Here is a 21733-nt window from a genome sequence, read left to right on the forward strand (position 1 = left end):
AACGATGTCTGAGCAAATGAATCCTTTATGGAACCTGTTTATTCACGCGGTACAGGAAGAGGTAAAACCTGCGCTGGGATGTACGGAACCTGTTTCGCTGGCGCTGGCCTGTGCCATCGCGGCTGAGCAGTTGAGCGGTGAAATTACGCAAATAGACGCGTGGGTTTCACCAAATTTAATGAAAAATGGACTGGGTGTGACGGTGCCAGGCACCGGAATGGTGGGGCTACCGATTGCTGCCGCGCTGGGCGCTATCGGTGGCAGCCCCCAGGGGGGTCTGGAGGTGTTAAAAGATGCCTCCCCGGTGGCCATCGCCCAGGCGAAAGCATTACTCGACGCCGGAAAGGTGCAGGTAAAGTTGCAGGATCCCTGCGACGAGATCCTCTATTCCCGGGCACGTGTTTATGCCGGGGATAAATCGGCAAGCGTCACCATTGCAGGCGGTCATACCCGGGTTGTGCAGATTGATTTTCAGGGTAAAACCTGTTTCAGGCTCGATGAGCAACCGCAGGGGCGTACCGACGATCCGCTGGCGATGCTTTCGCGCACCACGCTGTCGCAGATCCTCGAGTTTATCGAGCATGTGCCGTTCCCGGCGATCCGTTTTATTCTGCAGGCAGCGCGCCTGAACGATGCGCTGTCCCGGGAAGGATTAACCGGTATATGGGGGTTACATATCGGCGCGACTCTGCATAAACAGCAGGCGCGTGGTTTTATCGCTCAGGGATTAGGATCGGAGATTGTAATCCGCACCAGCGCCGCATCAGATGCCCGCATGGGCGGTGCGACGCTGCCCGCCATGAGCAATTCCGGATCGGGTAATCAGGGGATTACTGCCACTATGCCGGTGGTGGTGGTCGCTGAGCATGTTCACGCTGATGACGAAAAACTGGCGCGGGCGCTGATGCTTTCACACCTGTCGGCGATTTATATCCACTATCAGCTCCCTCGTCTGTCGGCACTGTGTGCGGCGACCACGGCCGCTATGGGGGCGGCGGCAGGTATGGCATGGCTACTGGATGGTCGTTATAAGGCTATCGCCATGGCGATAAGCAGTATGATTGGTGATGTCAGCGGGATGATCTGTGACGGGGCATCTAACAGCTGCGCGATGAAAGTCTCAACCAGCGTGGGCAGTGCCTGGAAATCGGTGATGATGGCGCTTGATGACTCTGCCGTCACTGGCAACGAAGGAATTGTGGCGCATGATGTCGAACAGTCAATCGCCAATCTTTGCGCGCTGGCGTGTCGCTCAATGCAGGCGACCGACCGGCAGATTATCGAAATAATGGCGCAAAAAGCGTCCTGATATGATGCTCCTCTCTCCTTGCGGCGAGAGGAGCCATTTTACACCGGCAAATCAATCAGCAGCGCCCGCAGCGGCGTATCAGCCACCAGGGTGATATTCGCCTCATCGCGGATAAACGCCCCGTCCCCGCAGGTCAGTGCTTCCCGCTCTTCAGCCGGGGTTAGCGCATGCACCGTACCATGAATGGACTGCAGATAGGCGCGCGGACCGTGGAGCTGAAAACTCAGGCGCTCCCCTTTATCCAGCTCAATATGGTGCAGCCACACCTGCTGACGTAACTGCAGACTGCCTGTGCTGCCGTCCGGCGAGGCCAGCAGCTGCTGTTTACCCTCCTGCAGATCGATCTTCTGCAGCGGCGCGTTTTCCCGCTCAGGGCAGGCATCCAGCCACAGCTGGATCCGCGTCAGCGTCTTATCTTTGCTGAGATTATGCTCGCTATAGCTAATGCCTGGCTGGGTGGCTATCAGCAATGCTTCCCCGGCTTTCGCCTGGACATGGTTGCCCTCGCTGTCGCGATACTCTGCTTCGCCTTCAAGAATCAGATTCAGGATATCCACTTTCGGATAGGTACGCGGCTGGAACGAGGCCCCGGGTGCGAGTACTTCCTGATTCAGTACACGCAAAGAGGCGTAGCCCAGCAGTTTCGGGTCAAAGTAGTGTCCAAAGGAAAAGGTGTAGCGAGCCTGCAGCCAACCGAAATCGGCTTGTCCGCACTGTTTGGCTGTTCTTGTCGTAATCATAAACTTGACCTCTCTTTACACTAAAACAATGGTAAAGGTATGGACGCTGCATTGTTAGCCAGATATTCTGCCCGGTATGTTCAAATTTCCTGAATGAGAACGCCATGGCTAAAGAGAGAGCATTGACCCTTGAAGCACTGCGGGTGATGGACGCGATCGATCGACGCGGTAGCTTCGCCGCCGCAGCAGATGAACTGGGGCGCGTGCCATCAGCCCTGAGCTACACCATGCAGAAGCTGGAAGAAGAGCTGGATGTGGTGCTGTTTGACCGCTCCGGTCATCGAACAAAATTCACTAACGTTGGGCGGATGCTGCTGGAGCGCGGCCGCGTGCTGCTGGAAGCGGCAGATAAACTGACCACCGACGCCGAAGCGCTGGCCCGCGGGTGGGAAACACACCTGACGCTGGTCACCGAGGCCCTGGTGCCTACTACTGCGCTCTATCCGCTGGTGGATCGCCTGGCGGATAAAGCCAACACCCAGCTGTCGATCATCACCGAGGTGCTCGCCGGCGCGTGGGAGCGTCTGGAGCAGGGCCGGGCTGATATTGTGATCGCCCCGGACATGCACTTCCGCTCCTCGTCCGAGATCAACTCCCGCAAGCTCTATAAAGTGTTGAATGTCTACGTTGCCGCTCCGGATCATCCGATCCATCAGGAGCCGGAACCGCTGTCGGAAGTGACCCGCGTAAAATATCGCGGCGTGGCGGTGGCGGATACCGCCCGCGAGCGCCCGGTGTTAACCGTCCAGCTGCTGGATAAGCAGCCGCGTCTCACCGTCAGTACGCTGGAAGATAAACGTCAGGCGCTGCTGGCCGGGCTGGGCGTGGCGACCATGCCGTATCCGTTTGTGGAAAAAGATATTGCCGAAGGGCGGCTGCGGGTAGTGAGCCCGGAGTACACCAGTGAAGTGGATATCATTATGGCATGGCGTCGTGACAGCATGGGCGAAGCCAAATCCTGGTGTCTGCGCGAGATCCAGAAGCTGTTTACCCAGAAGTAATCTGTTGGCCCGGCAAGCGTAACGCCGCCGGGCAACGTTTTAACCGTTCAGCAGCGGATCCGGCCCAAACCGGTTTTCACCGACCGTGCCGCGCTGGCAGTTGAAGATCAGAATAATTATCCAGCCGATTACCGGGATCAGTACCAGCAACAGCCACCATGCCGACCTGTCGGTATCGTGCAGTCGGCGAAACAGTACCGCCCACCCTGGCAGAAACACCAGCAGGCCATATACCGTGGTGAGAATGCCTTCCCCGCCAGCCCGCTCCCAGCCCAGCATTTTGTCGATCAGTCCCAGCACGCAGATCAGAATGAAGTTCACCAGAATAAACATCCAGTATTCTTTGCGCCGGGCGCGCCCTTTAAACCCAATATAATTTCGCAGTACTTTGAGATACCAGTCCATTTTTTACGCCTCAGTAGCAATTAATCGCTTGTTTTCTAAGGGATCAAATAAAGCATAGACGGGAATAAAAGAGGGGTAAAGGGCGCCAGCGAGGCGCCCCCTGAGGCTTAGTCGAAACGAGCGTCGCGGCCGTGCGGTTCAGTCAGATCCTGCCACGGGCCAACGGAGATAATGCCCGTCGGATTGATGGTTTTATGGCTGCGGTAATAGTGGTTACGGATGTGGTCAAAGTCCACCGTCTCCGCAATGCCTGGCATCTGATAGATGTCGCGCAGGAAACCGTACAGATTGAGGTAATCGCTGATCCGGCGTTTGTCGCACTTAAAGTGGGTCACGTAAACCGGGTCAAAGCGAACCAGGGTAGTCCACAGTCGGATATCGGCTTCGGTCAGCTGGTTGCCGGTCAAATAGCGGTGCTGACCGAGAATTTGCTCCAGACGTTCCAGCGACGCAAAGACGTTGTTCACGGCTTCGTCATAGGCTTCCTGGCTGGTGGCAAACCCGGCCTTATAGACACCGTTATTGACGTTGTCGTAGATCCAGCTATTCAGGTCATCAATTTTTTCGCGCAGCGCTGGCGGATAGTAGTCGCCCGCCCGGGCGCCGTGGGCATCAAACGCGGTATTAAACATGCGGATGATTTCCGCCGATTCATTGCTGACAATGGTCTGATTTTTTTTGTCCCACAGGACCGGAACGGTGACCCGGCCGGTGTAGTGCGGATCGGCGCGCAGGTAGAGCTGGTAGAGAAAATCGTGGTGATAGAGTGAATCGCCGGTGGCCGCCGGGAAATCGCTGCCGAAAGTCCAGCCGTTCTCCAGCATCAACGGATGCACCACCGAGACGGGGATCAGCGAATCCAGCCCCTTCAGCGCGCGGACGATCAGCGTGCGGTGCGCCCATGGGCAGGCAAGCGAGACATAAAGGTGGTAACGATCTTTCTCTGCCGCGAAGCCACCTTCGCCGCTCGGGCCAGGCGCGCCGTCGGCAGTGAGCCAGTTACGGAAGGCTGACACGGAGCGCTTAAAGCGTCCGCCAGTGGATTTGGTGTCATACCAGGTATCCTGCCAGACGCCGTCTACGAGTTGTCCCATCTTTTCCTCCTTAGATAGCAAAAGCGAGGAGATATCTCCTCGCTTTTTGATTCAGTATAGTCTGCTTACCACTTCTTATTCAGAACGCGGTCGATGCTGTATGCACCCGGGCCGGTGATGGCCAGCAGCAGGAAGCCGCCTGCGATGGTCAGGTTTTTCATGAACATCAGCGAGTTCACACCTTCCGCAAAGTTGCTGTGGAACAGGAACGCGGTCAGCAGGGTGAAGCCTGCGGTGAACAGCGCCGTGGTGCGGGTCAGGAAACCGAACAGAATCGCCAGGCCACCGCCAAACTCAAGCAGAATGGTCAGCGGCAGCAGGAACCCTGGGACGCCCATCGCTTCCATGTACTGCTGCGTACCGGCGTAACCACCGATTTTGCCCCAGCCTGCGGTAATAAACAGGATTGGCATCAGGATACGCGCAACCAGTACACCAACATCTTCTAATTTTTTCATCTTACTCTCCAGGGAACCATTCAGGCTGTAAACACTATTTTGTTTGCGAGATCGGGCGGATGCCGCGGTCTCGCTGTCGATGGAGAGAATCATAAACGGGGTGAATGGCGATTGTTAGCAAGGAAAACTGTCAATCTTCTTCAAAGATATTGAGTAAGGCGGGGCGGCACAAAAAAGTAAAGCGCCAGAAGGCGCTTTACCGGGTGAGGCAGAGGGTAACGTCAGCGTGCGTCGTATTTGCGCAGCTGCTGCTGATTAATTGTCGATTTCACCAGCCTCCAGGCGCTCCAGATACCGAAACCGCGGCGTGCCCAGCGGACCAGCCTGTTCGGATGGCGGACTGCCCGCACCGCCAGAATGCTGCTCCCCACCAGCGCCCAGGCGCGGAGGTTGAGAAGGGCATTCCAGCCACGATCGTAAGCGTGAGTCACCTCCAGCCAGTCACGGCTGCTCGCTGACAGATCCAGCCGTTGTTGCTGGATCTGGCTCAGCAAAAAAGCCTTTTCTCGCTCACGTTCTGCAGCGCTTCTGCTCACTTTTTCTCATCCTCCAGCAATGACCGATCGTTGGCCAGTTCCTTACGGGTATGATGTAGCAGGGTCGAATGACGCACTTTGCGCATCGTCCAGATCCCTCCTATCAGGGCGGCAAGCAGCAGTACCACGGTTGTGCCAATCATGACATTCAGGCGGTACTGCGGATCGACTGCCCAGATAATCAATACCATAAGGCTCATCAGGCCAAAGGCGGCGAAGAGCATGGTCAACCCCAACATCAGTAGCAGCTGGAAGAGGTTCGCTTTCTCTTCTTCCAGTTCAACCACTGCCAGGCGGATGCGCGTCTCTGCGATGCCGACGAGAGTGGTTAAAATCCGCTGTCCGATACCGAGGACGTTTTTTGCGGGCCCTTGTGGTTGACGTGTATCTTCCATAATTAACGTCGCGTCAGGAGCATGCCGATGACGACGCCAACCGCAGCACCGATACCTACCCCGGCCCACGGATTTTCGCGTACGTACTCATCGGCGCGCGCAGCGGCTTCACGGGTCTGTTTCGCCAGCACATCGCTGGTTTCACCCAGACGGTAGCGGCTCTCATGCAGGGCCTGCTCCGCTTTATTGCGCAGTTTACTCAGCTCTTCTTTCGACTTACTGCTCGAGGAGCTCAGCACCTCTTCCAGGGTATCCGCCAGGGACTTCAGTTCAGCGCGTAAATGGTCTGACGTAGTATCTTTTGACATGATTCTCTCCTGTTAAGATGTCCATTAAATCAGTAATCGCGAGACTCCAGCGCTTTCAGCTCGTTCTCCGCTTCCAGCAATTTATGCTCACGTTTAGCAATCTTATCCGCATCGCCTTTCTCTTTAGCCTCCACCAGATCCTGGCGGCGCTCAGCAATCTCCTCTTTCTGATCGGCAATCTTGCGCTGATGATCGGCACGCAGCTTGCTGTCTGAACAGTTAGCTTTAACTTCGCTAAGGGCCTTCTGCAGCCCGTTGATTCGATTCTGATTGTTATGCTTTTCAGCGTAGCTGATCTCGCGTTGAATGTCCTTTTCCTTCTCCTGACACAGGGAAGACGCGAACGATGCTGCACTTAAAGAAAAAAGGGCGAGGCCCAGGGCGATGCGGTAATTCATTATGAAAACCTTCCATTGTTTGTCGACATAACCTACCGGAATGTCGGTTTCCAGAGTTGAGCGGAGTACGAGTGGGAGGTGCTCCGCGTACTTAAGCATAGTAAGTAAACGGTGATATCACCAAAGTGAGTGAAAAGATTCAGAATAGTGGAAATTTAGCCCAGCAGACGCGAGGTATCACGCAGACGCGTCAGCCAGACCACCGCCTGATTATTATCATCCTGTTGCGCAATGATATACCCGTGCGGCAGGCTGCGGTCGAGCACCTTCTTCGCTGCGGCACTCTGCACGCTGGAGTCGAAGGTGATCAGCAGCACATCGTTCTGCGGCGTAATGCTTTTAAACTGAATGCCGTTCGCATCCAGATGATGCCAGACGGAGAAGCCATCGGGCATGCTGACGCCCTGATTGACAGAGCGAATAGCCAGGGTCGATTCCTGCTTTTGCAGCGCCGCCCAAGCCAGCAGCAAGGCGCTGAACATCATCAGCGCAACGATGGCGTAAGAGAGACGGCGCAGTGACGGGGTTGAATTGCTCATCACCTTAGCCCTGACTTCCATGTTTTTTCTTCCACAGCACTACCAGCGAGCCCACCAGGCCGAACACCAGTAATACCACAGGCAACAGCATCAGGCAGGACATCAGCTGGTCTTCGTACTTCAGGAATACCGGGGTCTTGCCAAGCAGGTAGCCGAGGGTGGTCAGGATAAGTACCCACAGCAGGCCGCTCATCCAGTTAAAGAACTGAAAACGCGCGCTGCTGAGGCCGGAGAGCCCGGCAATCGTTGGCAACAGGGTACGAACAAAAGCGATGAAGCGCCCGACCAGCAGCGCGGAAAGCCCGTGCTTATGGAACAGGTGATGCGCTCGCTGATGATAGTGTGCCGGAAGATGGGAAAGCCAATTCTGCACAATGCGCGTGTTGCCGAGCCATCGTCCCTGGATATAGCTCAGCCAGCAGCCGAGACTGGCGGCAATGGTCAACAGCAGTACGGTTTGTGGGAATTGCATTGCCCCTTTTGCGCAGAGCACGCCCACCAGCACCAGCAGGCTATCGCCGGGCAGGAAAGCGGCAGGCAGCAGACCGTTTTCAAGAAACAGGATCATAAACAGGACAAAATAGAGCATGCCAATCATGGAAGGATTGGCCAGCGTTTCGAAATCCTGAGCCCATAAGGCATTCAGTAGTTGGGTCAAAAGTTCCATTCAGTGTTCCTGAAAATCGGTTAACGGCACACCTGTCAACCGGGTCAAACAGCACGGCGACATTTTTTATAATTTCATTATGGTCGCTCGCGGACACAATGTGTGGCCAGAACTGTTCCCTGTTAAGTGGCAAAGTAAGCAAGCACTAACTAACAAGCTAAACGGCTAAATGCATCTAATTGTAACAAAGCCTGAAGGGATCCGTCACAGTATTTGCATCATTCCAGGATTGATTTTGGCTTAACCCAGGCAGGGGACGCGAGGTCTTTTACAAACGCTGACACTCTAAAGGTTTGCTTACCCACCTCAGCGGGAAGGCGCAGCGAAGCGCCTGCTCATGGAAAAAGGAAACTATTTTGCCTGACTGACGGCGGTATCGAGGTGAACCACCGGGTTTTCTGCAAAAAGATAGCGGTCGGCGTTGAATTCGAAGTCGTCACTGGTTTCATTGAACAGCATCTGTTTGGTGTTCTCAAGGTGCTGCCACATCGCCAGTTTCGCCGCGTTTGGATCTTTACGAATCAGGGCTTTGAGGATCTGGTCATGGTCGTCGCACCAGTTATCCACGGAACGGGAGTCGATGTGATCGTGCAGTTTTTTCCAGTACGGGTTATGAACGCGCTGAGTCCACATTTTTTCCACGATTGCTGCCAGAGCGGTATTTTGCGTGGCGAGGGCAACCTGGACGTGAAACTGCAGATCCCACTCGGAGTCGCGGAAACATTTTTCTTTACGCGCGTTATCCTGGATCTCCATCAGCTTCATGATGTCCTGCTTGGTCACCTGGGTCGCGGCGAACTCTGCAATATTGCTTTCGATAAGCTGACGAGCCTGGAGCAGCTCAAAGGGACCGTAGTTGGCAAATTCGAGATTCTCGTCCGGTACCGGTGAGTGTTTTGCCTGGCTGGAGATGACATGAATGCCCGACCCTTTACGCACTTCAACATAGCCTTCCACTTCCAGCATGATGATGGCTTCACGAACCACGGTGCGGCTTACGCTCTTTTCATCAGCGATAAAACGCTCGGCAGGTAATTTGTCTCCCACCAGATAAACGCCTTGCTCGATGCGAGCTTTCAGCTCAGCAGCAAGTTGCTGATAAAGGCGACGGGGTTCGTTGATTTCCATATGCGCTCCAGGCAGGGTATGGCTAATGATTTGTTATACCACTTTTACCCGTTTGTCTCCAGATTCCACCCGTAAAAAAGCCGCTCGTGAGCGGCCTTTCTATGCCCGGCGGCGCGGGCCTCCGGGTTCTCCAGGCCGGGTAAGCGCAGCGCCACCCGGCATTACGCTAACTCTGCGTTGCCGGCTTGCCCACCGACTCTTGCAGCAGCTCCTCTGCGGACTTGCTTTTCAGCACTGTCCAGATAAGCACCGCACCCATCAGGTCGAAGATAGCCAGGACTGCGAACAGCGGGCTGAAGCCGATGGTGTCAGCCAGCGCACCGACCACCAGAGCAAACATGGTGCTGGCAGTCCAGGCAGCCATCCCGGTCAGGCCGTTAGCGGTCGCCACTTCGTTACGCCCAAAGACGTCAGAAGAGAGGGTAATCAGCGCACCGGACAGTGACTGGTGAGCAAAACCACCGATACACAGCAGGCCGATAGCCACGTACGGGCTGGTGAACAGGCCGATCATCCCTGGGCCAATCATCAGCAGTGCGCCCATGGTCACCACCATTTTACGGGAGACAATCAGGTTCACACCAAACCAGCGCTGGAACAGCGGTGGCAGATAGCCGCCGACGATACAGCCCAGGTCAGCAAACAGCATTGGCATCCAGGCGAACATGGCGATCTCTTTCAGGTTAAAGCCGTAGACTTTAAACATGAACAGCGGGATCCAGGCGTTGAATGTACCCCATGCCGGTTCTGCCAGGAAACGTGGCAGGGCGATACCCCAGAACTGACGGGTGCCGAGGATCTGCAGGACAGACATCTTCTTGCCGTTGTTGGTCTGATGCTGAGACTCCTGGCCACCGATGATGTAGTCACGCTCTTCATCAGACAGTTTCTTCTGATCGCGCGGATGTTTGTAGAAGATCAGCCAGGCCATTGCCCAGGCAAAGCTCAGCACGCCAGAGATGATGAACGCCAGCTGCCAGCTGTGCATTACGATAGCCCACACCACCAGCGGCGGTGCGATCATCGCGCCAATAGACGAACCGACGTTGAAGTAGCCCACTGCGATAGAACGTTCTTTCGCCGGGAACCACTCGGAGGCCGCTTTCAGACCCGCAGGGATCATCGCCGCTTCTGCCGCACCGACTGCGCCACGGGCCAGCGCCAGGCCGCCCCAGCTGCCTGCCAGCGCGGTTGCGCCGCAGAAGATAGCCCATGTGACGGCAAAGACCGCGTAGCCGACTTTCGTTCCCAGGATATCCAGCACATAGCCGGCTACCGGCTGCATGATGGTATAAGCCGCGGAGTAGGCCGCGATAATATAAGAATATTGTTGCGTGGAGATGTGCAGCTCTTCCATCAGCGTCGGCGCCGCCGCCGCTATGGTGTTACGTGTCAGGTAGCCCAGCACGGTGCCGAGCGTCACCAGTGCGATCATGTACCAACGTAACCCTTTAATTTTACGCATGTAAAACCTCATCGTTATGTTATTGCCGCACCGGAGTACGGGCATCTCTACGCCAGGCGTGAGATGTTTATCAACGGGAGGGCGTTACCGGGATTGCTCCCGGAACGGCCCGAACCTTGCCATAAGTAAACGTGCATAAGTCGGTATCCTTACCGCTGAGTCCGATGCCTGTGGCACCGGTAACGCATTCCGTCGGCTTATAATTTGCGACGGCGAGAAGATAACTTGTCATACAACTTTAAAAGGTGAGTGACATCACAAAAGTGTCAATCTTTGTAAGGACAATGCCTAGGCGCCGTCAGGCCAGAGCTGGCGCGGTGTTAAGCGATATTTACCACTTTGGGCGTAGATTATTTGTCGACGTTTATTGATCTAACTCACGAAAAAATCATCGGCCTCTGGAAATTGGTGTGATAACTTTGCAGCATCTGAACATCACTTTTCTGACGCACTCGTAAGCTCGTAAGAGGAAGACGATAATGACCCCGTTTATGACTGAAGATTTTCTGTTAGATACCGAATTCGCCCGCCGCCTGTACCACGATTACGCTAAAGACCAGCCGATTTTTGACTACCACTGCCACCTTCCGCCGCAGCAGGTTGCCGAGGATTACCGTTTCAAAAACCTGTATGACATCTGGCTGAAAGGCGACCACTACAAGTGGCGTGCCATGCGCACCAACGGGGTGGCGGAACGCCTCTGTACCGGCGATGCTTCCGATCGTGAAAAATTCGACGCCTGGGCGGCGACCGTGCCGCACACCATCGGTAACCCGCTGTACCACTGGACCCACCTGGAGCTGCGCCGTCCGTTTGGCATCACCGGCAAGTTGCTCTCTCCGGCCACCGCCGATGAGATCTGGAACGAATGTAACGAGCTGCTGGCCCAGGACAAATTCTCTGCCCGCGGCATTATGAAGCAGATGAACGTCAAAATGGTCGGCACTACCGACGATCCGATCGACTCTCTGGAGCATCACGCCGTTGTCGCCAAAGACAGTTCATTTGACGTCAAAGTGCTGCCAAGCTGGCGCCCGGACAAAGCCTTCAACATTGAGCAGGCGACCTTTGCCGACTACATGGCGAAGCTGAGTGAAGTCTCTGATACCGAGATCCGCCGTTTCGGCGATCTGCAGACTGCGCTGGCGAAACGTCTGGATCACTTCGCCGCCCACGGCTGTAAAGTCTCTGACCATGCCCTGGACGTGGTGCTGTTTGCTGACGCCAACGAAGCCGAGCTGGACAGCATTCTGGCGCGTCGTCTGGCGGGTGAAAGCCTGAACGAACACGAAGTGGCGCAGTTCAAAACCGCAGTACTGGTCTGGCTGGCGGCTGAATATGCCCGTCGCGGCTGGGTGCAGCAGTACCACATCGGCGCGCTGCGCAATAACAACCTGCGCCAGTTCAAACTGCTGGGTGCCGACGTCGGTTTCGACTCCATCAACGACCGTCCGCTGGCGGAAGAGCTGTCGAAGCTGCTGAGCAAACAGAACGAAGAGAACCTGCTGCCAAAAACCATCCTCTACTGCCTGAACCCACGCGATAACGAAGTGCTGGGCACCATGATCGGCAACTTCCAGGGTGAAGGGATGCCGGGCAAGATGCAGTTCGGTTCCGGCTGGTGGTTCAACGATCAGAAAGATGGCATGGAGCGTCAGATGACGCAGCTGGCGCAGCTCGGTCTGCTGAGCCGCTTCGTGGGTATGCTGACCGACAGCCGCAGCTTCCTTTCTTATACTCGCCACGAATATTTCCGCCGCATTCTGTGCCAGATGATTGGCCGCTGGGTGGCAGCGGGCGAAGCCCCGGCCGACATCCAGCTGCTGGGCGAAATGGTGAGAAACATCTGCTTTAACAACGCACGCGACTACTTCGCTATTGAACTGAACTAAGGCCTTCTGAGGGTTGATATGCAATACATCAAGATCCATTCGCTGGATAACGTAGCGGTCGCGCTGGCCGACCTGAGCGAAGGTCTGGACGTGACGTTTGATAACCAGACCGTCACGCTGCGCCAGGACGTTGCGCGCGGGCATAAATTTGCCCTGCAGGCCATTGCCAAAGGGGAGAACGTCGTCAAATACGGTCTGCCTATCGGCCATGCGCTGGCGGATATCGCGGCGGGGGAGTTCATTCACTCTCACAATACGCGTACCAATCTGAGCGATCTGGATGAGTACAGCTATCAACCTGAGTTACAGGCTGAGGGCAGCCAGGCGGCAGATCGTGAGGTTCAGATCTACCGCCGTGCCAGCGGGGAGGTAGGGATCCGCAATGAACTGTGGATCCTGCCGACCGTCGGCTGCGTCAACGGCATCGCCCGTCAGATCCAGACCCGGTTCCTGAAAGAGACGAACGACGCAGAAGGCACTGACGGCGTCCATCTGTTCAGCCACACCTATGGCTGCTCCCAGCTGGGCGACGATCACATCAATACCCGCACCATGCTGCAAAACATGGTCCGCCACCCGAACGCCGGGGCGGTGCTGGTGATCGGCCTTGGCTGTGAGAACAACCAGGTCGACGCCTTCCGCGAAACGCTGGGGGATTTTGATCCGACCCGCGTGCACTTCATGGTCTGTCAGCATCAGGACGACGAAGTGGAAGCCGGGCTGGAGCATCTGCATCAATTGTACGAAGCGATGCGCCACGACCAGCGTGAAGCGGGCAAGCTGAGCGAGCTGAAGTTTGGTCTGGAGTGCGGCGGCTCTGATGGGCTGTCCGGCATTACCGCCAACCCGATGCTGGGTCAGTTCTCTGATTACGTCATCAGCAACGGCGGCACCACCGTGCTGACCGAAGTGCCGGAGATGTTTGGCGCTGAACGCATTCTGATGAGCCACTGCCGCGATGAAGAGACCTTTGAAAAGACCGTCACCATGGTCAACGACTTCAAACAGTACTTTATCGCCCATAACCAGCCGATTTACGAGAATCCATCCCCGGGCAACAAGGCGGGCGGGATCACTACGCTGGAGGAGAAATCCCTCGGCTGTACCCAGAAAGCGGGTGCCAGCCAGGTGGTGGATGTCCTGCGTTACGGCGAGCGGCTGCAAACCCACGGTCTGAACCTGTTAAGCGCCCCGGGCAATGATGCTGTGGCTACCAGCGCCCTGGCGGGTGCGGGCTGCCATATGGTGCTGTTCAGCACCGGGCGCGGCACGCCGTACGGCGGTTTTGTCCCGACGGTAAAAATCGCCACCAACAGCGAGCTGGCAGCGAAGAAAAAGCACTGGATTGATTTCGACGCCGGTCAACTGATCCACGGCAAAGCGATGCCGCAGCTGCTGACGGAGTTTGTGGACACTATCGTGGAATTTGCCAACGGCAAGCAGACCTGCAATGAGAAGAACGACTTCCGCGAGCTGGCGATCTTTAAGAGTGGTGTAACGCTGTAGTACCGTGCGGCCTGATGCCCTCACCCTGACCCTCTCCCACCGGGAGAGGGTACAAACACTAAAAACGGCAACCTCTGGTTGCCGTTTTGCTGTTAACCTCGAAGCGCGTTCTTCGCCAGACGCGCATCTTCCGCCTGGCATGCCGCTGCGGTAAACAGCACGTCAGTGGAAGAGTTCAGCGCGGTTTCGCAGGAGTCCTGCAGCACGCCGATGATAAAGCCGACCGCTACAACCTGCATGGCCACTTCATTCGGGATACCGAACATATTACATGCCAGCGGGATCAGCAGCAGCGAACCACCCGCCACACCCGATGCGCCACAGGCGCACAGCGATGCCACGACGCTCAGCAGCAGCGCGGTTGGCAGATCCACCGGAACACCCAGAGTATGCACAGCCGCTAAGGTCAGCACGGTGATGGTGATCGCCGCACCCGCCATATTGACGGTCGCACCCAGTGGGATGGAGACGGAGTAGGTGTCACGATCCAGATTCAGCTTCTCGGCCAGCGCCATGTTCACCGGAATGTTCGCCGCAGAGCTGCGGGTGAAGAAGGCGTACACGCCGCTCTCACGCAGACACATCAGCACCAGTGGATAAGGGTTGCGGCGGATCTGCCAGAACACCAGCAGCGGGTTAATCACCAGCGCCACCAGCAGCATGCAGCCGATCAGCACCAGCAGCAGCTGAGCGTAGCCCCACAGGGTTTCGAACCCGGTGGTGGCCAGGGTGGAGGAGACCAGGCCGAAGATACCGATCGGCGCAAAGCGGATCACCACCTTCACCATAAAGGTCACCGCGTTGGACATGTCGTTAACCAGATTTTTGGTGGTGTCGTTACCGTGACGCAGGGCAAAGCCCAGGCCGATGGCCCACACCAGAATGCCGATGTAGTTAGCATTCAACAGGGCATCAATCGGGTTAGAGACCATGCTCATCAGCAGGCCGCGAAGCACCTCGACAATGCCGGATGGCGGGGTGATATCACCCGCGGCAGTGGTAAGTTGCAGCGTGGACGGGAACAGGAAGCTAAACACCACCGCCGTCAGGGCAGCAGAGAAAGTACCCAGCAGATAGAGGAACAAAATCGGACGGATGTTGGTTTTCTGGCCATGCTGGTGGTTGGCAATGGAGGCCATCACCAGCATCAGGACCAGTACCGGTGCGACGGCTTTTAACGCGCCAACGAACAGGGTGCCGAGTAAGCCAGTGGCAATAGCGGCCGGTTTAGAAACCAGTGCCAGTAAAATACCCAGCACCAGGCCTATCAGTATTTGTTTGACGAGGCTGCCCTGCGTCAGACGCGCGAGCAGACCAGTAGATTGTGTGGTCATGGAAAATTCCTTCAGTGAAATTGCGTTCCGTCCCGGAGGTGCTCTGAGGCACTTATCATCCCGGTTAGAGGTGTGTGTTATGCAAGGTTGAGTATATTGAAAGTGCGGATACTAGGAAGCGTAAAATGCTGGGTTTTACGTACTGCGTCATATTTTTTAACTGTATATTTACATTTTTTGTCGGGTGGCAGAGGTAAAAGCAAAACGGCAACCTGAGTTGCCGTTTTTTAATGTCTGCTCCCTCTCACTGTGGGAGAGGGCCGGGGTGAGGGCATCAGAGTGCGCCAGATCGCTTCTGTTTCTTATCGTTCTGGTGATTCACCCAGGCGTTGATCGCCAGGGTCAGAACCAGAATACCAAACACCACGCCCAGCGAGATGGCGATCGGGATGTGATAGAAATCGACAATCATCATCTTGATACCGATAAACACCAGGATCACCGACAGGCCGTACTTCAGCATTGAGAAGCGCTCCGCCACGCCTGCCAGCAGGAAGTACATGGCACGCAGGCCGAGGATCGCAAACAGGTTTGACGTCAGGACGATGAACGGGTCAGTGGTCACCGCGAAGATCGCCGGGATACTGTCCACCGCGAAAATCACGTCGCTCAGCTCAACCATGATCAGCACCAGCAGCAGCGGCGTCGCGAACAGCAGTCCGTTCTTGCGCACGAAGAAGTGCTCGTTCTCGATGGTGTCGGTCATACGCAGATGGCCGCGGATCCAGCGCACCAGCGGCTTCTCGCCAATACCGGTTTCGTCCTCTTTTGCCAGCGCCATTTTCACACCGGTAAACAGCAGGAAGGCACCGAAGACGTACAGCAGCCATTCGAACTGCGTAATCAGCCAGCTACCGGCGAAGATCATGATGGTACGCAGGACGATCGCGCCCAGCACACCATACACCAGCACCCGACGCTGCAATGCAGCCGGTACGGCAAAGTAGCTAAACAGCATCAGCCAGACGAAGACGTTATCCACTGCCAGGGCTTTTTCAATCAGATAGCCCGTCAGGAACGCCAGCGCCTGGGGGTCGGCCACCGCGCGGCCCTGAGTGATAGAGAGATACCACCAGAAGGCAGCACAGAAGAGCAGGGAGAGGGTGACCCACACCAGCGACCAGGCGGCCGCCTGTTTCATGGTCATGCCATGTGCGCCGCGACGCCCCTGTAAAAAGAGATCGATCGCCAGCATGATCAGGACCACGACTGCGAATCCGCCCCACATCAGCGGAGTACCGACAGTATTCATACAATTTTCCTTACGCGTAAAAAACAAAAACGGCTATGGTCAGAAGACGATAGCCGTTGCGTTTTTTATGCATAGACCTCGCCTTCCGGCAAGGTCTCACTTACAACAAGAAAGGAATACGCTAATCGCATTCCTTTTTCGTTGCCCGGCGACCGGATGCGCTTTTATACGCATCGTAATGACGATCCACCGGCAAGGAAGTTACTCCCCTTTGCAGGTAACAAAATATGTCAGGTCATTGGTTTCGTCAATGACCTGCACTAATTCATTACACAGCTTTACGCGGTAACTTCTGCGTTCAGGCCATCCGCCGGGAACACCACCCCCGTCTGACGACGGATCTCGGTCTGCAGCTTCGCCGTGGTACGGCTTACCGCCAGGCCCGGATGGTTCACTTCCTGGGTTTCGACCAGACGCGCAAACACCTCTGCCTCATACAGCATAGTGTTGATATGCTGGGGCTGCGTCAGCTCCTGGGACTTGCCGCCGCGCGGCACCAGGCTCAGTTTCTGGCACTCGGAGATCTTCTCGACAACCAGCGAGCCGTTCTCGCCCTGGATTTCACTCGGCAGCACCGAATCACTCACCTTGGAGTGCTGCAGGGTCACGCTGAAATCACCGTAGTCCAGCACCACCAGACCGTGAGCATCGACTCCGCTCTCCAGCAGGCTGGCGGTGGCCTGCACCCGGTGCGGCTCGCCCCACAGCGCTACCGCCGAGGCCAGGCAGTAGAAGCCGATATCCATAATCGAGCCGTTAGAAAACGCCGGATTAAAGGTGTTCGGGTTCTCGCCGTCGAGATAGCGCTGATAGCGCGACGAATACTGGCAGTAGTTGATAAAGGCTTTGCGCACTTTGCCGATTTTCGGCAAAGACTGCTGCAGCAACAGGAAATTCGGCAGGCTGGCGGTTTTGAACGCTTCGAACAGCACCACCTGGTTTTCCCTCGCAAGCGCAATAGCCGCCTCGACTTCATCGATATTGGAGGCCAGCGGCTTCTCGCAAATCACATGCTTTTTGTGGCTGAGGAACAGCGTCGTCTGCGGGAAATGCAGTGAATTCGGGCTGGCAATATAGACCGCATCAATGGCATCACTTTGTGCCATCGCCTCCAGAGAGGTAAACAGATGCTCGACAAGATAGTCGTTAGCAAAGGCCTGAGCCTGTTCAAGGCTGCGTGAATAGACTGCGGTGAGCTTATATTTGCCGGTCTCATGGGCGGCATCGACGAACTGGCGCGTGATCCAGTTCGTCCCAATGACTGCGAAACGTATCATAAACGTTCACGAACTCCGTTGCTGGGAACCTGTTGCCACTGTAGCACGTGATGATGACAAATCTTGTGCGCTATAACGATAAATGCGTCAGCCACAGGCGAGTATCAAACTCCAGCTGGTGGTACTGCGGCTCCATATGACAGCACAGGGAGTAGAAGGCTTTGTCGTGCTCTTTCTCTTTCAGGTGCGCCAGCTCGTGCACCACAATCATGCGCAGGAAGGCTTCAGGCGCATTGCGGAACACGGTTGCCACGCGGATCTCGGCTTTGGCTTTCAGCTTGCCGCCCTGCACGCGGGAGATGGCGGTATGCAGACCCAGGGCATTCTTCAGCACGTGGATCTTGTTGTCGTACATCACCTTATTGATCGGCGGGGCGCTCTTCAGATATCGGTTTTTCATATCCTGCGTATACTGCCAGAGGGCTTTATCGGTGGCGAAATCGTGGGTCCCCGGGTAGCGTTTTTCCAGCATCGCCCCCAGCTTTTGCTCGGCAATTAACGTGCGGACCTGGGAAAGCAAATGCTCCGGGTAGCCCTGGAGATAAGTCAGCTGGTTCATCAAAACCCCAAAATAATTTGAAAACGGGTATACTCACGCACCCTTTTCAGGGATAACGCCGAAATTTTACCACTCAGGAGGGCCGATGAGCCACTTAGACAACGGTTTCCGTTCACTCGACTTAAAACGTTTCCCGGAAACGGACGACGTTAACCCGCTTCAGGCGTGGGAAGCGGCGGATGAATATCTGCTGCAACAGTTGGATGAGACAGAAATTAGCGGCCCGGTTCTGATCCTGAATGATGCTTTCGGTGCATTGGGTTGTGCGCTGGTCGAACATACCCCGTACAGCATCGGTGACTCCTATTTAAGCGAGCTGGCGACGCGCGAAAACCTGCGCCACAATGAGCTCGATGAAGGCAGCGTGAAGTTCCTCGACAGCACCGCGGAGTATCCGCAGGCGCCGGGCGTGGTGCTGATTAAGATCCCGAAAACCATGGCGCTGCTGGAACAGCAGCTGCGTGCGCTGCGTAAGGTCGTCACACCCGAGACGCGCATTATCGCGGGCGCAAAAGCGCGTGATATCCATACCTCGACCATTGAACTGTTCGAGAAAGTGTTGGGGCCAACCACCACCACGCTGGCGTGGAAAAAAGCGCGCCTGATCAACTGTACCTTCAGCGAGCCAGCCCTGGCTGACGCGCCAGAGACCCTGAGCTGGAAGCTGGAAGGCACCGACTGGACCATCCACAACCACGCGAACGTCTTCTCCCGCACCGGGCTGGATATCGGCGCACGCTTCTTCCTTGAGCATCTGCCGGATAATCTGGAAGGGGAGATCGTCGATCTCGGCTGCGGTAACGGGGTAATCGGTCTGACGCTGCTGGCGAAGAACCCGGAGGCCAGCGTGGTCTTCAGCGATGAGTCGCCGATGGCCGTGGCGTCCAGCCGTCTGAACGTGGAAACCAACATGCCGGAAGCGCTGGATCGCTGCGAGTTTATGATCAACAACGCGCTGTCGGGCGTGGAGCCGTTCCGCTTTAACGCCGTGCTGTGCAACCCGCCGTTCCACCAGAAACATGCGCTGACCGATAACGTCGCCTGGGAGATGTTCCACCACGCGCGTCGCTGCCTGAAAATCAACGGTGAGCTGTACATCGTGGCCAACCGCCACCTGGACTACTTCCACAAGCTGAAGAAGATTTTCGGCAACTGCACCACCGTGGCCACCAACAACAAGTTCGTGGTGTTGAAGGCGGTTAAAACGGGTCGCCGTCGTTAAGATTTAAACAGGTGCGGCCTGATGCCCTCACCCCGGCCCTCTCCCACGGGGAGAGGGTGCAAACACCAAAAACGGCAACCCGGTTGCCGTTTTGCTTTTACCTCGCCGCCCGGCAATGCCGCTAAATCTCCAACGCTAATTTTGTCCCCTGGGCAATCGCCCGCCGGGCATCCAGCTCCATCGCCACGTCGCACCCGCCAATCAGATGCACCGTTTTGCCTGCTTCACGCAGTGGCTCCACCAGATCGCGCTTCGGCTCCTGCCCGGCACATAAAATCACATGATCGACGCGCAGCAGCTGCGGCTCGCCATTGATCAATACGTGTAACCCCTCGTCGTCGATCTTCTGATAACTCACCCCCGGGATCATCTTCACCCCGCGCGAGAGCAGGGTGGCGCGGTGGATCCAGCCGGTGGTTTTCCCCAGTCCTTCCCCCGGTTTGCTGGCCTTACGCTGGAGCATCACAATCTGACGCGGGCTTTTTGGCAGTTGCGGCCCCTCCGGACGCAAACCGCCGACCTGATTCAGGCTGGTGTCGATGCCCCACTCCTCGCAGAATTCCGTAATGTTCTGGCTGGTGGGTTCCCCCGACTGGCTCAGGTACATGGCGGTATCAAACCCGATCCCGCCGCAGCCGATAATCGCCACCCGATCGCCCACCGGTTTTTTGTCGCGCAGCACGTCGAGATAGCTCATTACCTTCGGATGATCGATGCCGTCGATCGCAGGCGTGCGCGGGGCGATCCCGCTGGCGAGGATCGTCTCGTCAAAGTCGATCAGATCCTGCGCGGAGACCCACTGGTTAAGGCGAAGATCGACCCCGGTGAGGTCGATCATCCGCGCGTAATAGCGCAGCGTCTCGTAAAACTCCTCCTTGCCCGGGATCTGTTTGGCGATATTAAACTGTCCGCCAATCTCAGGCAGCGCATCAAACAGCGTCACGCTGTGCCCGCGCGACGCGGCATTTACCGCAAACGCCAGCCCCGCCGGGCCTGCGCCTACCACCGCCAGCCGTTTTTTAGTTACCGCTGGCACCACCGGCATTCTGGTTTCATGGCAGGCGCGCGGATTGACCAGGCAGGAGGTCACTTTGCCGACGAAGATCTGATCCAGACAGGCCTGGTTACAGCCGATGCAGGTGTTGATCTCATCCGCACGTCCGCTTTGCGCTTTGGAGAGGATCTCCGCATCGGCGAGGAATGGCCGCGCCATCGACACCATATCCGCGTCGCCGTTGGCCAGCAGATCGTCCGCCACCTGGGGATCGTTAATGCGGTTGGTGGTCACCAGCGGGATCGACACCTTGTCTTTCAGCCGGCGCGTCACCCAGCTGAACGCCGCGCGCGGCACCGGGGTGGCGATAGTTGGGATCCGCGCCTCGTGCCAGCCGATCCCGGTGTTGATGATGGTTGCCCCCGCCGCTTCAATGGCCTGCGCCAGCTGGACGGTCTCCTCGAAGGTGCCGCCGCCCTCCACCAGGTCGAGCATCGACAGGCGATAGACGATGATAAAATCGCTTCCGACGCGTTCACGCACCGCGCGCACCACTTCAACCGCAAAACGCATCCGGCGGGCATAATCCCCGCCCCATTCGTCCTCGCGCTGGTTGGTGCGCGCGGCGAGGAATTCGTTGATCAGATAGCCTTCGGAGCCCATCACCTCCACGCCGTCGTAGCCCGCTTCCCGCGCCAGGGCAGCGCAGCGGGCGAAGTCGTCAATCAGCGTGAGGATTTCATCGTGGGTAAGGGCGTGGGGCGTAAAGCGGTTGATCGGCGCCTGGATCGCCGACGGTGCCACGAGGTTCGGCTGATAGCTGTAGCGCCCGGTATGCAGAATTTGCAGGGCGATTTTGCCGCCCTCGTTGTGTACCGCGTCAGTCACAATCCGGTGATGGGGCAGCTGTGCCACATCGTTCAGCACCGCGCCGCCCTCCATCCCGACGCCAGAAAGAGCAGGGGCCACGCCGCCGGTGACAATCAGCGCCACCCCGTGACGGGAGCGTTCGGCGTAGAACGCGGCCAGCCGCTCGGCACCGTCCGGACGCTCTTCCAGACCGGTATGCATCGAGCCCATTAACACACGGTTTTTGAGCGTGGTGAACCCCAGATCAAGGGGGGCGAACAGCGACGGGTAGTGGCTCATAAACGCTTCCAGTGTAAAATTATTGTTATGTGGTCGGATGAGTTACTAATTTAGCCAGCGGCGGGAGAAAGGTAAAAAAAGGATCGAACGAATGTGATGAGATTC

22 protein-coding genes are annotated in these 21733 nt (G+C 56.6%); 5 read left to right on the forward strand and 17 right to left on the reverse strand.

Going from position 1 to position 21733, the window contains the following annotated elements; all coding sequences use genetic code 11:
* The first annotated feature begins 4 nt into the window (after positions 1-4).
* The gene (locus tag LG383_RS21930) at positions 5-1309 is read left to right on the forward strand and encodes a serine dehydratase subunit alpha family protein (protein WP_225760133.1); all 1305 of its coding nucleotides are present in this window, start codon (positions 5-7) and stop codon (positions 1307-1309) included.
* A gap of 38 nt (positions 1310-1347) precedes the next feature.
* On the opposite strand, the gene LG383_RS21935 is transcribed toward LG383_RS21930, so the two are convergent.
* Positions 1348-2049 (reverse strand): pirin family protein, encoded by a 702-nt coding sequence (locus LG383_RS21935; RefSeq protein WP_225760134.1) that lies wholly within the window; start codon positions 2047-2049, stop codon positions 1348-1350.
* Between the two features lie 104 nt (positions 2050-2153).
* Here LG383_RS21935 and LG383_RS21940 point away from each other — a divergent pair, with 104 nt between their 5' ends.
* Positions 2154-3050 carry a LysR family transcriptional regulator gene (locus LG383_RS21940; protein WP_106994774.1) on the forward strand — a complete coding sequence of 299 codons (897 nt, stop codon included), beginning with the start codon at positions 2154-2156 and terminating at the stop codon, positions 3048-3050.
* Positions 3051-3089: 39 nt separating this feature from the next.
* On the opposite strand, the gene LG383_RS21945 is transcribed toward LG383_RS21940, so the two are convergent.
* From LG383_RS21945 to LG383_RS21995, 11 genes are all read right to left on the reverse strand, one after another.
* The gene (locus tag LG383_RS21945; protein ID WP_106994773.1) at positions 3090-3455 is read right to left on the reverse strand and encodes a DUF805 domain-containing protein; all 366 of its coding nucleotides are present in this window, start codon (positions 3453-3455) and stop codon (positions 3090-3092) included.
* 107 nt (positions 3456-3562) lie between these two features.
* The gene (locus LG383_RS21950; protein WP_106994772.1) at positions 3563-4549 is read right to left on the reverse strand and encodes a glutathione S-transferase family protein; all 987 of its coding nucleotides are present in this window, start codon (positions 4547-4549) and stop codon (positions 3563-3565) included.
* 65 nt (positions 4550-4614) lie between these two features.
* Positions 4615-5007: a DoxX family protein gene (locus LG383_RS21955; RefSeq protein WP_181247303.1), complete on the reverse strand. Its 393-nt coding sequence runs from the start codon at positions 5005-5007 to the stop codon at positions 4615-4617.
* A gap of 221 nt (positions 5008-5228) precedes the next feature.
* Positions 5229-5543 carry a YqjK-like family protein gene (locus tag LG383_RS21960; RefSeq protein ID WP_106994770.1) on the reverse strand — a complete coding sequence of 105 codons (315 nt, stop codon included), beginning with the start codon at positions 5541-5543 and terminating at the stop codon, positions 5229-5231.
* Positions 5540-5938 carry a phage holin family protein gene (locus tag LG383_RS21965; RefSeq protein ID WP_225760135.1) on the reverse strand — a complete coding sequence of 133 codons (399 nt, stop codon included), beginning with the start codon at positions 5936-5938 and terminating at the stop codon, positions 5540-5542. The genes LG383_RS21960 and LG383_RS21965 overlap by 4 nt, the downstream gene beginning before the upstream one ends.
* Positions 5939-5940: 2 nt before the next feature.
* Positions 5941-6246 carry a YqjD family protein gene (locus LG383_RS21970; RefSeq protein WP_032614327.1) on the reverse strand — a complete coding sequence of 102 codons (306 nt, stop codon included), beginning with the start codon at positions 6244-6246 and terminating at the stop codon, positions 5941-5943.
* 29 nt (positions 6247-6275) lie between these two features.
* Positions 6276-6644, reverse strand: coding sequence for a DUF1090 domain-containing protein (locus LG383_RS21975; protein WP_106994769.1), 369 nt, complete (start codon positions 6642-6644; stop codon positions 6276-6278).
* 155 nt (positions 6645-6799) lie between these two features.
* On the reverse strand, positions 6800-7183 hold the full coding sequence (gene mzrA, locus LG383_RS21980) for an EnvZ/OmpR regulon moderator MzrA (RefSeq protein ID WP_166184162.1): 384 nt from the start codon (positions 7181-7183) through the stop codon (positions 6800-6802).
* A 4-nt stretch (positions 7184-7187) separates the two neighbouring features.
* Complete coding sequence (yqjA, locus tag LG383_RS21985) at positions 7188-7850, reverse strand: DedA family general envelope maintenance protein YqjA (protein WP_106994767.1); 663 nt, start codon at positions 7848-7850, stop codon at positions 7188-7190.
* Positions 7851-8201: 351 nt separating this feature from the next.
* Positions 8202-8978: a transcriptional regulator ExuR gene (gene exuR / locus LG383_RS21990; protein WP_106994766.1), complete on the reverse strand. Its 777-nt coding sequence runs from the start codon at positions 8976-8978 to the stop codon at positions 8202-8204.
* Positions 8979-9144: 166 nt separating this feature from the next.
* Positions 9145-10443, reverse strand: coding sequence for an MFS transporter (locus tag LG383_RS21995; protein ID WP_106994765.1), 1299 nt, complete (start codon positions 10441-10443; stop codon positions 9145-9147).
* Positions 10444-10922: 479 nt separating this feature from the next.
* Here LG383_RS21995 and uxaC point away from each other — a divergent pair, with 479 nt between their 5' ends.
* A complete protein-coding gene (gene uxaC / locus LG383_RS22000) occupies positions 10923-12335 on the forward strand; it encodes a glucuronate isomerase (protein ID WP_106994764.1) in 1413 nt (470 codons plus the stop codon).
* Between the two features lie 18 nt (positions 12336-12353).
* Positions 12354-13841 carry a UxaA family hydrolase gene (locus LG383_RS22005; protein WP_166184155.1) on the forward strand — a complete coding sequence of 496 codons (1488 nt, stop codon included), beginning with the start codon at positions 12354-12356 and terminating at the stop codon, positions 13839-13841.
* A 92-nt stretch (positions 13842-13933) separates the two neighbouring features.
* On the opposite strand, the gene sstT is transcribed toward LG383_RS22005, so the two are convergent.
* The 4 genes from sstT to LG383_RS22025 all read right to left on the reverse strand — a co-directional run bounded on the left by sstT (position 13934) and on the right by LG383_RS22025 (position 18263).
* Positions 13934-15175 (reverse strand): serine/threonine transporter SstT, encoded by a 1242-nt coding sequence (gene sstT, locus LG383_RS22010; protein ID WP_225760136.1) that lies wholly within the window; start codon positions 15173-15175, stop codon positions 13934-13936.
* Positions 15176-15449: 274 nt separating this feature from the next.
* Positions 15450-16427, reverse strand: coding sequence for a TerC family protein (locus LG383_RS22015; RefSeq protein WP_106994761.1), 978 nt, complete (start codon positions 16425-16427; stop codon positions 15450-15452).
* A gap of 278 nt (positions 16428-16705) precedes the next feature.
* Positions 16706-17704: a Gfo/Idh/MocA family protein gene (locus LG383_RS22020; RefSeq protein ID WP_225760137.1), complete on the reverse strand. Its 999-nt coding sequence runs from the start codon at positions 17702-17704 to the stop codon at positions 16706-16708.
* 70 nt (positions 17705-17774) lie between these two features.
* Entirely contained in the window at positions 17775-18263 is a 489-nt protein-coding gene (locus LG383_RS22025; RefSeq protein ID WP_225760138.1) for a YgjP-like metallopeptidase domain-containing protein, read from the reverse strand.
* A gap of 85 nt (positions 18264-18348) precedes the next feature.
* Between LG383_RS22025 and rlmG the strand changes: the two genes are divergently transcribed.
* A complete protein-coding gene (gene rlmG, locus LG383_RS22030) occupies positions 18349-19485 on the forward strand; it encodes a 23S rRNA (guanine(1835)-N(2))-methyltransferase RlmG (RefSeq protein ID WP_225760139.1) in 1137 nt (378 codons plus the stop codon).
* 121 nt (positions 19486-19606) lie between these two features.
* Here rlmG and LG383_RS22035 read toward each other — a convergent pair whose 3' ends face one another.
* Positions 19607-21628: an NADPH-dependent 2,4-dienoyl-CoA reductase gene (locus LG383_RS22035; protein ID WP_225760140.1), complete on the reverse strand. Its 2022-nt coding sequence runs from the start codon at positions 21626-21628 to the stop codon at positions 19607-19609.
* Positions 21629-21733 lie beyond the last annotated feature (105 nt).

Source organism: Leclercia sp. Marseille-Q4284, from assembly GCF_916618945.1.
In the GTDB taxonomy this organism is placed as follows: Bacteria; Pseudomonadota; Gammaproteobacteria; order Enterobacterales; family Enterobacteriaceae; genus Enterobacter; species Enterobacter tamurae.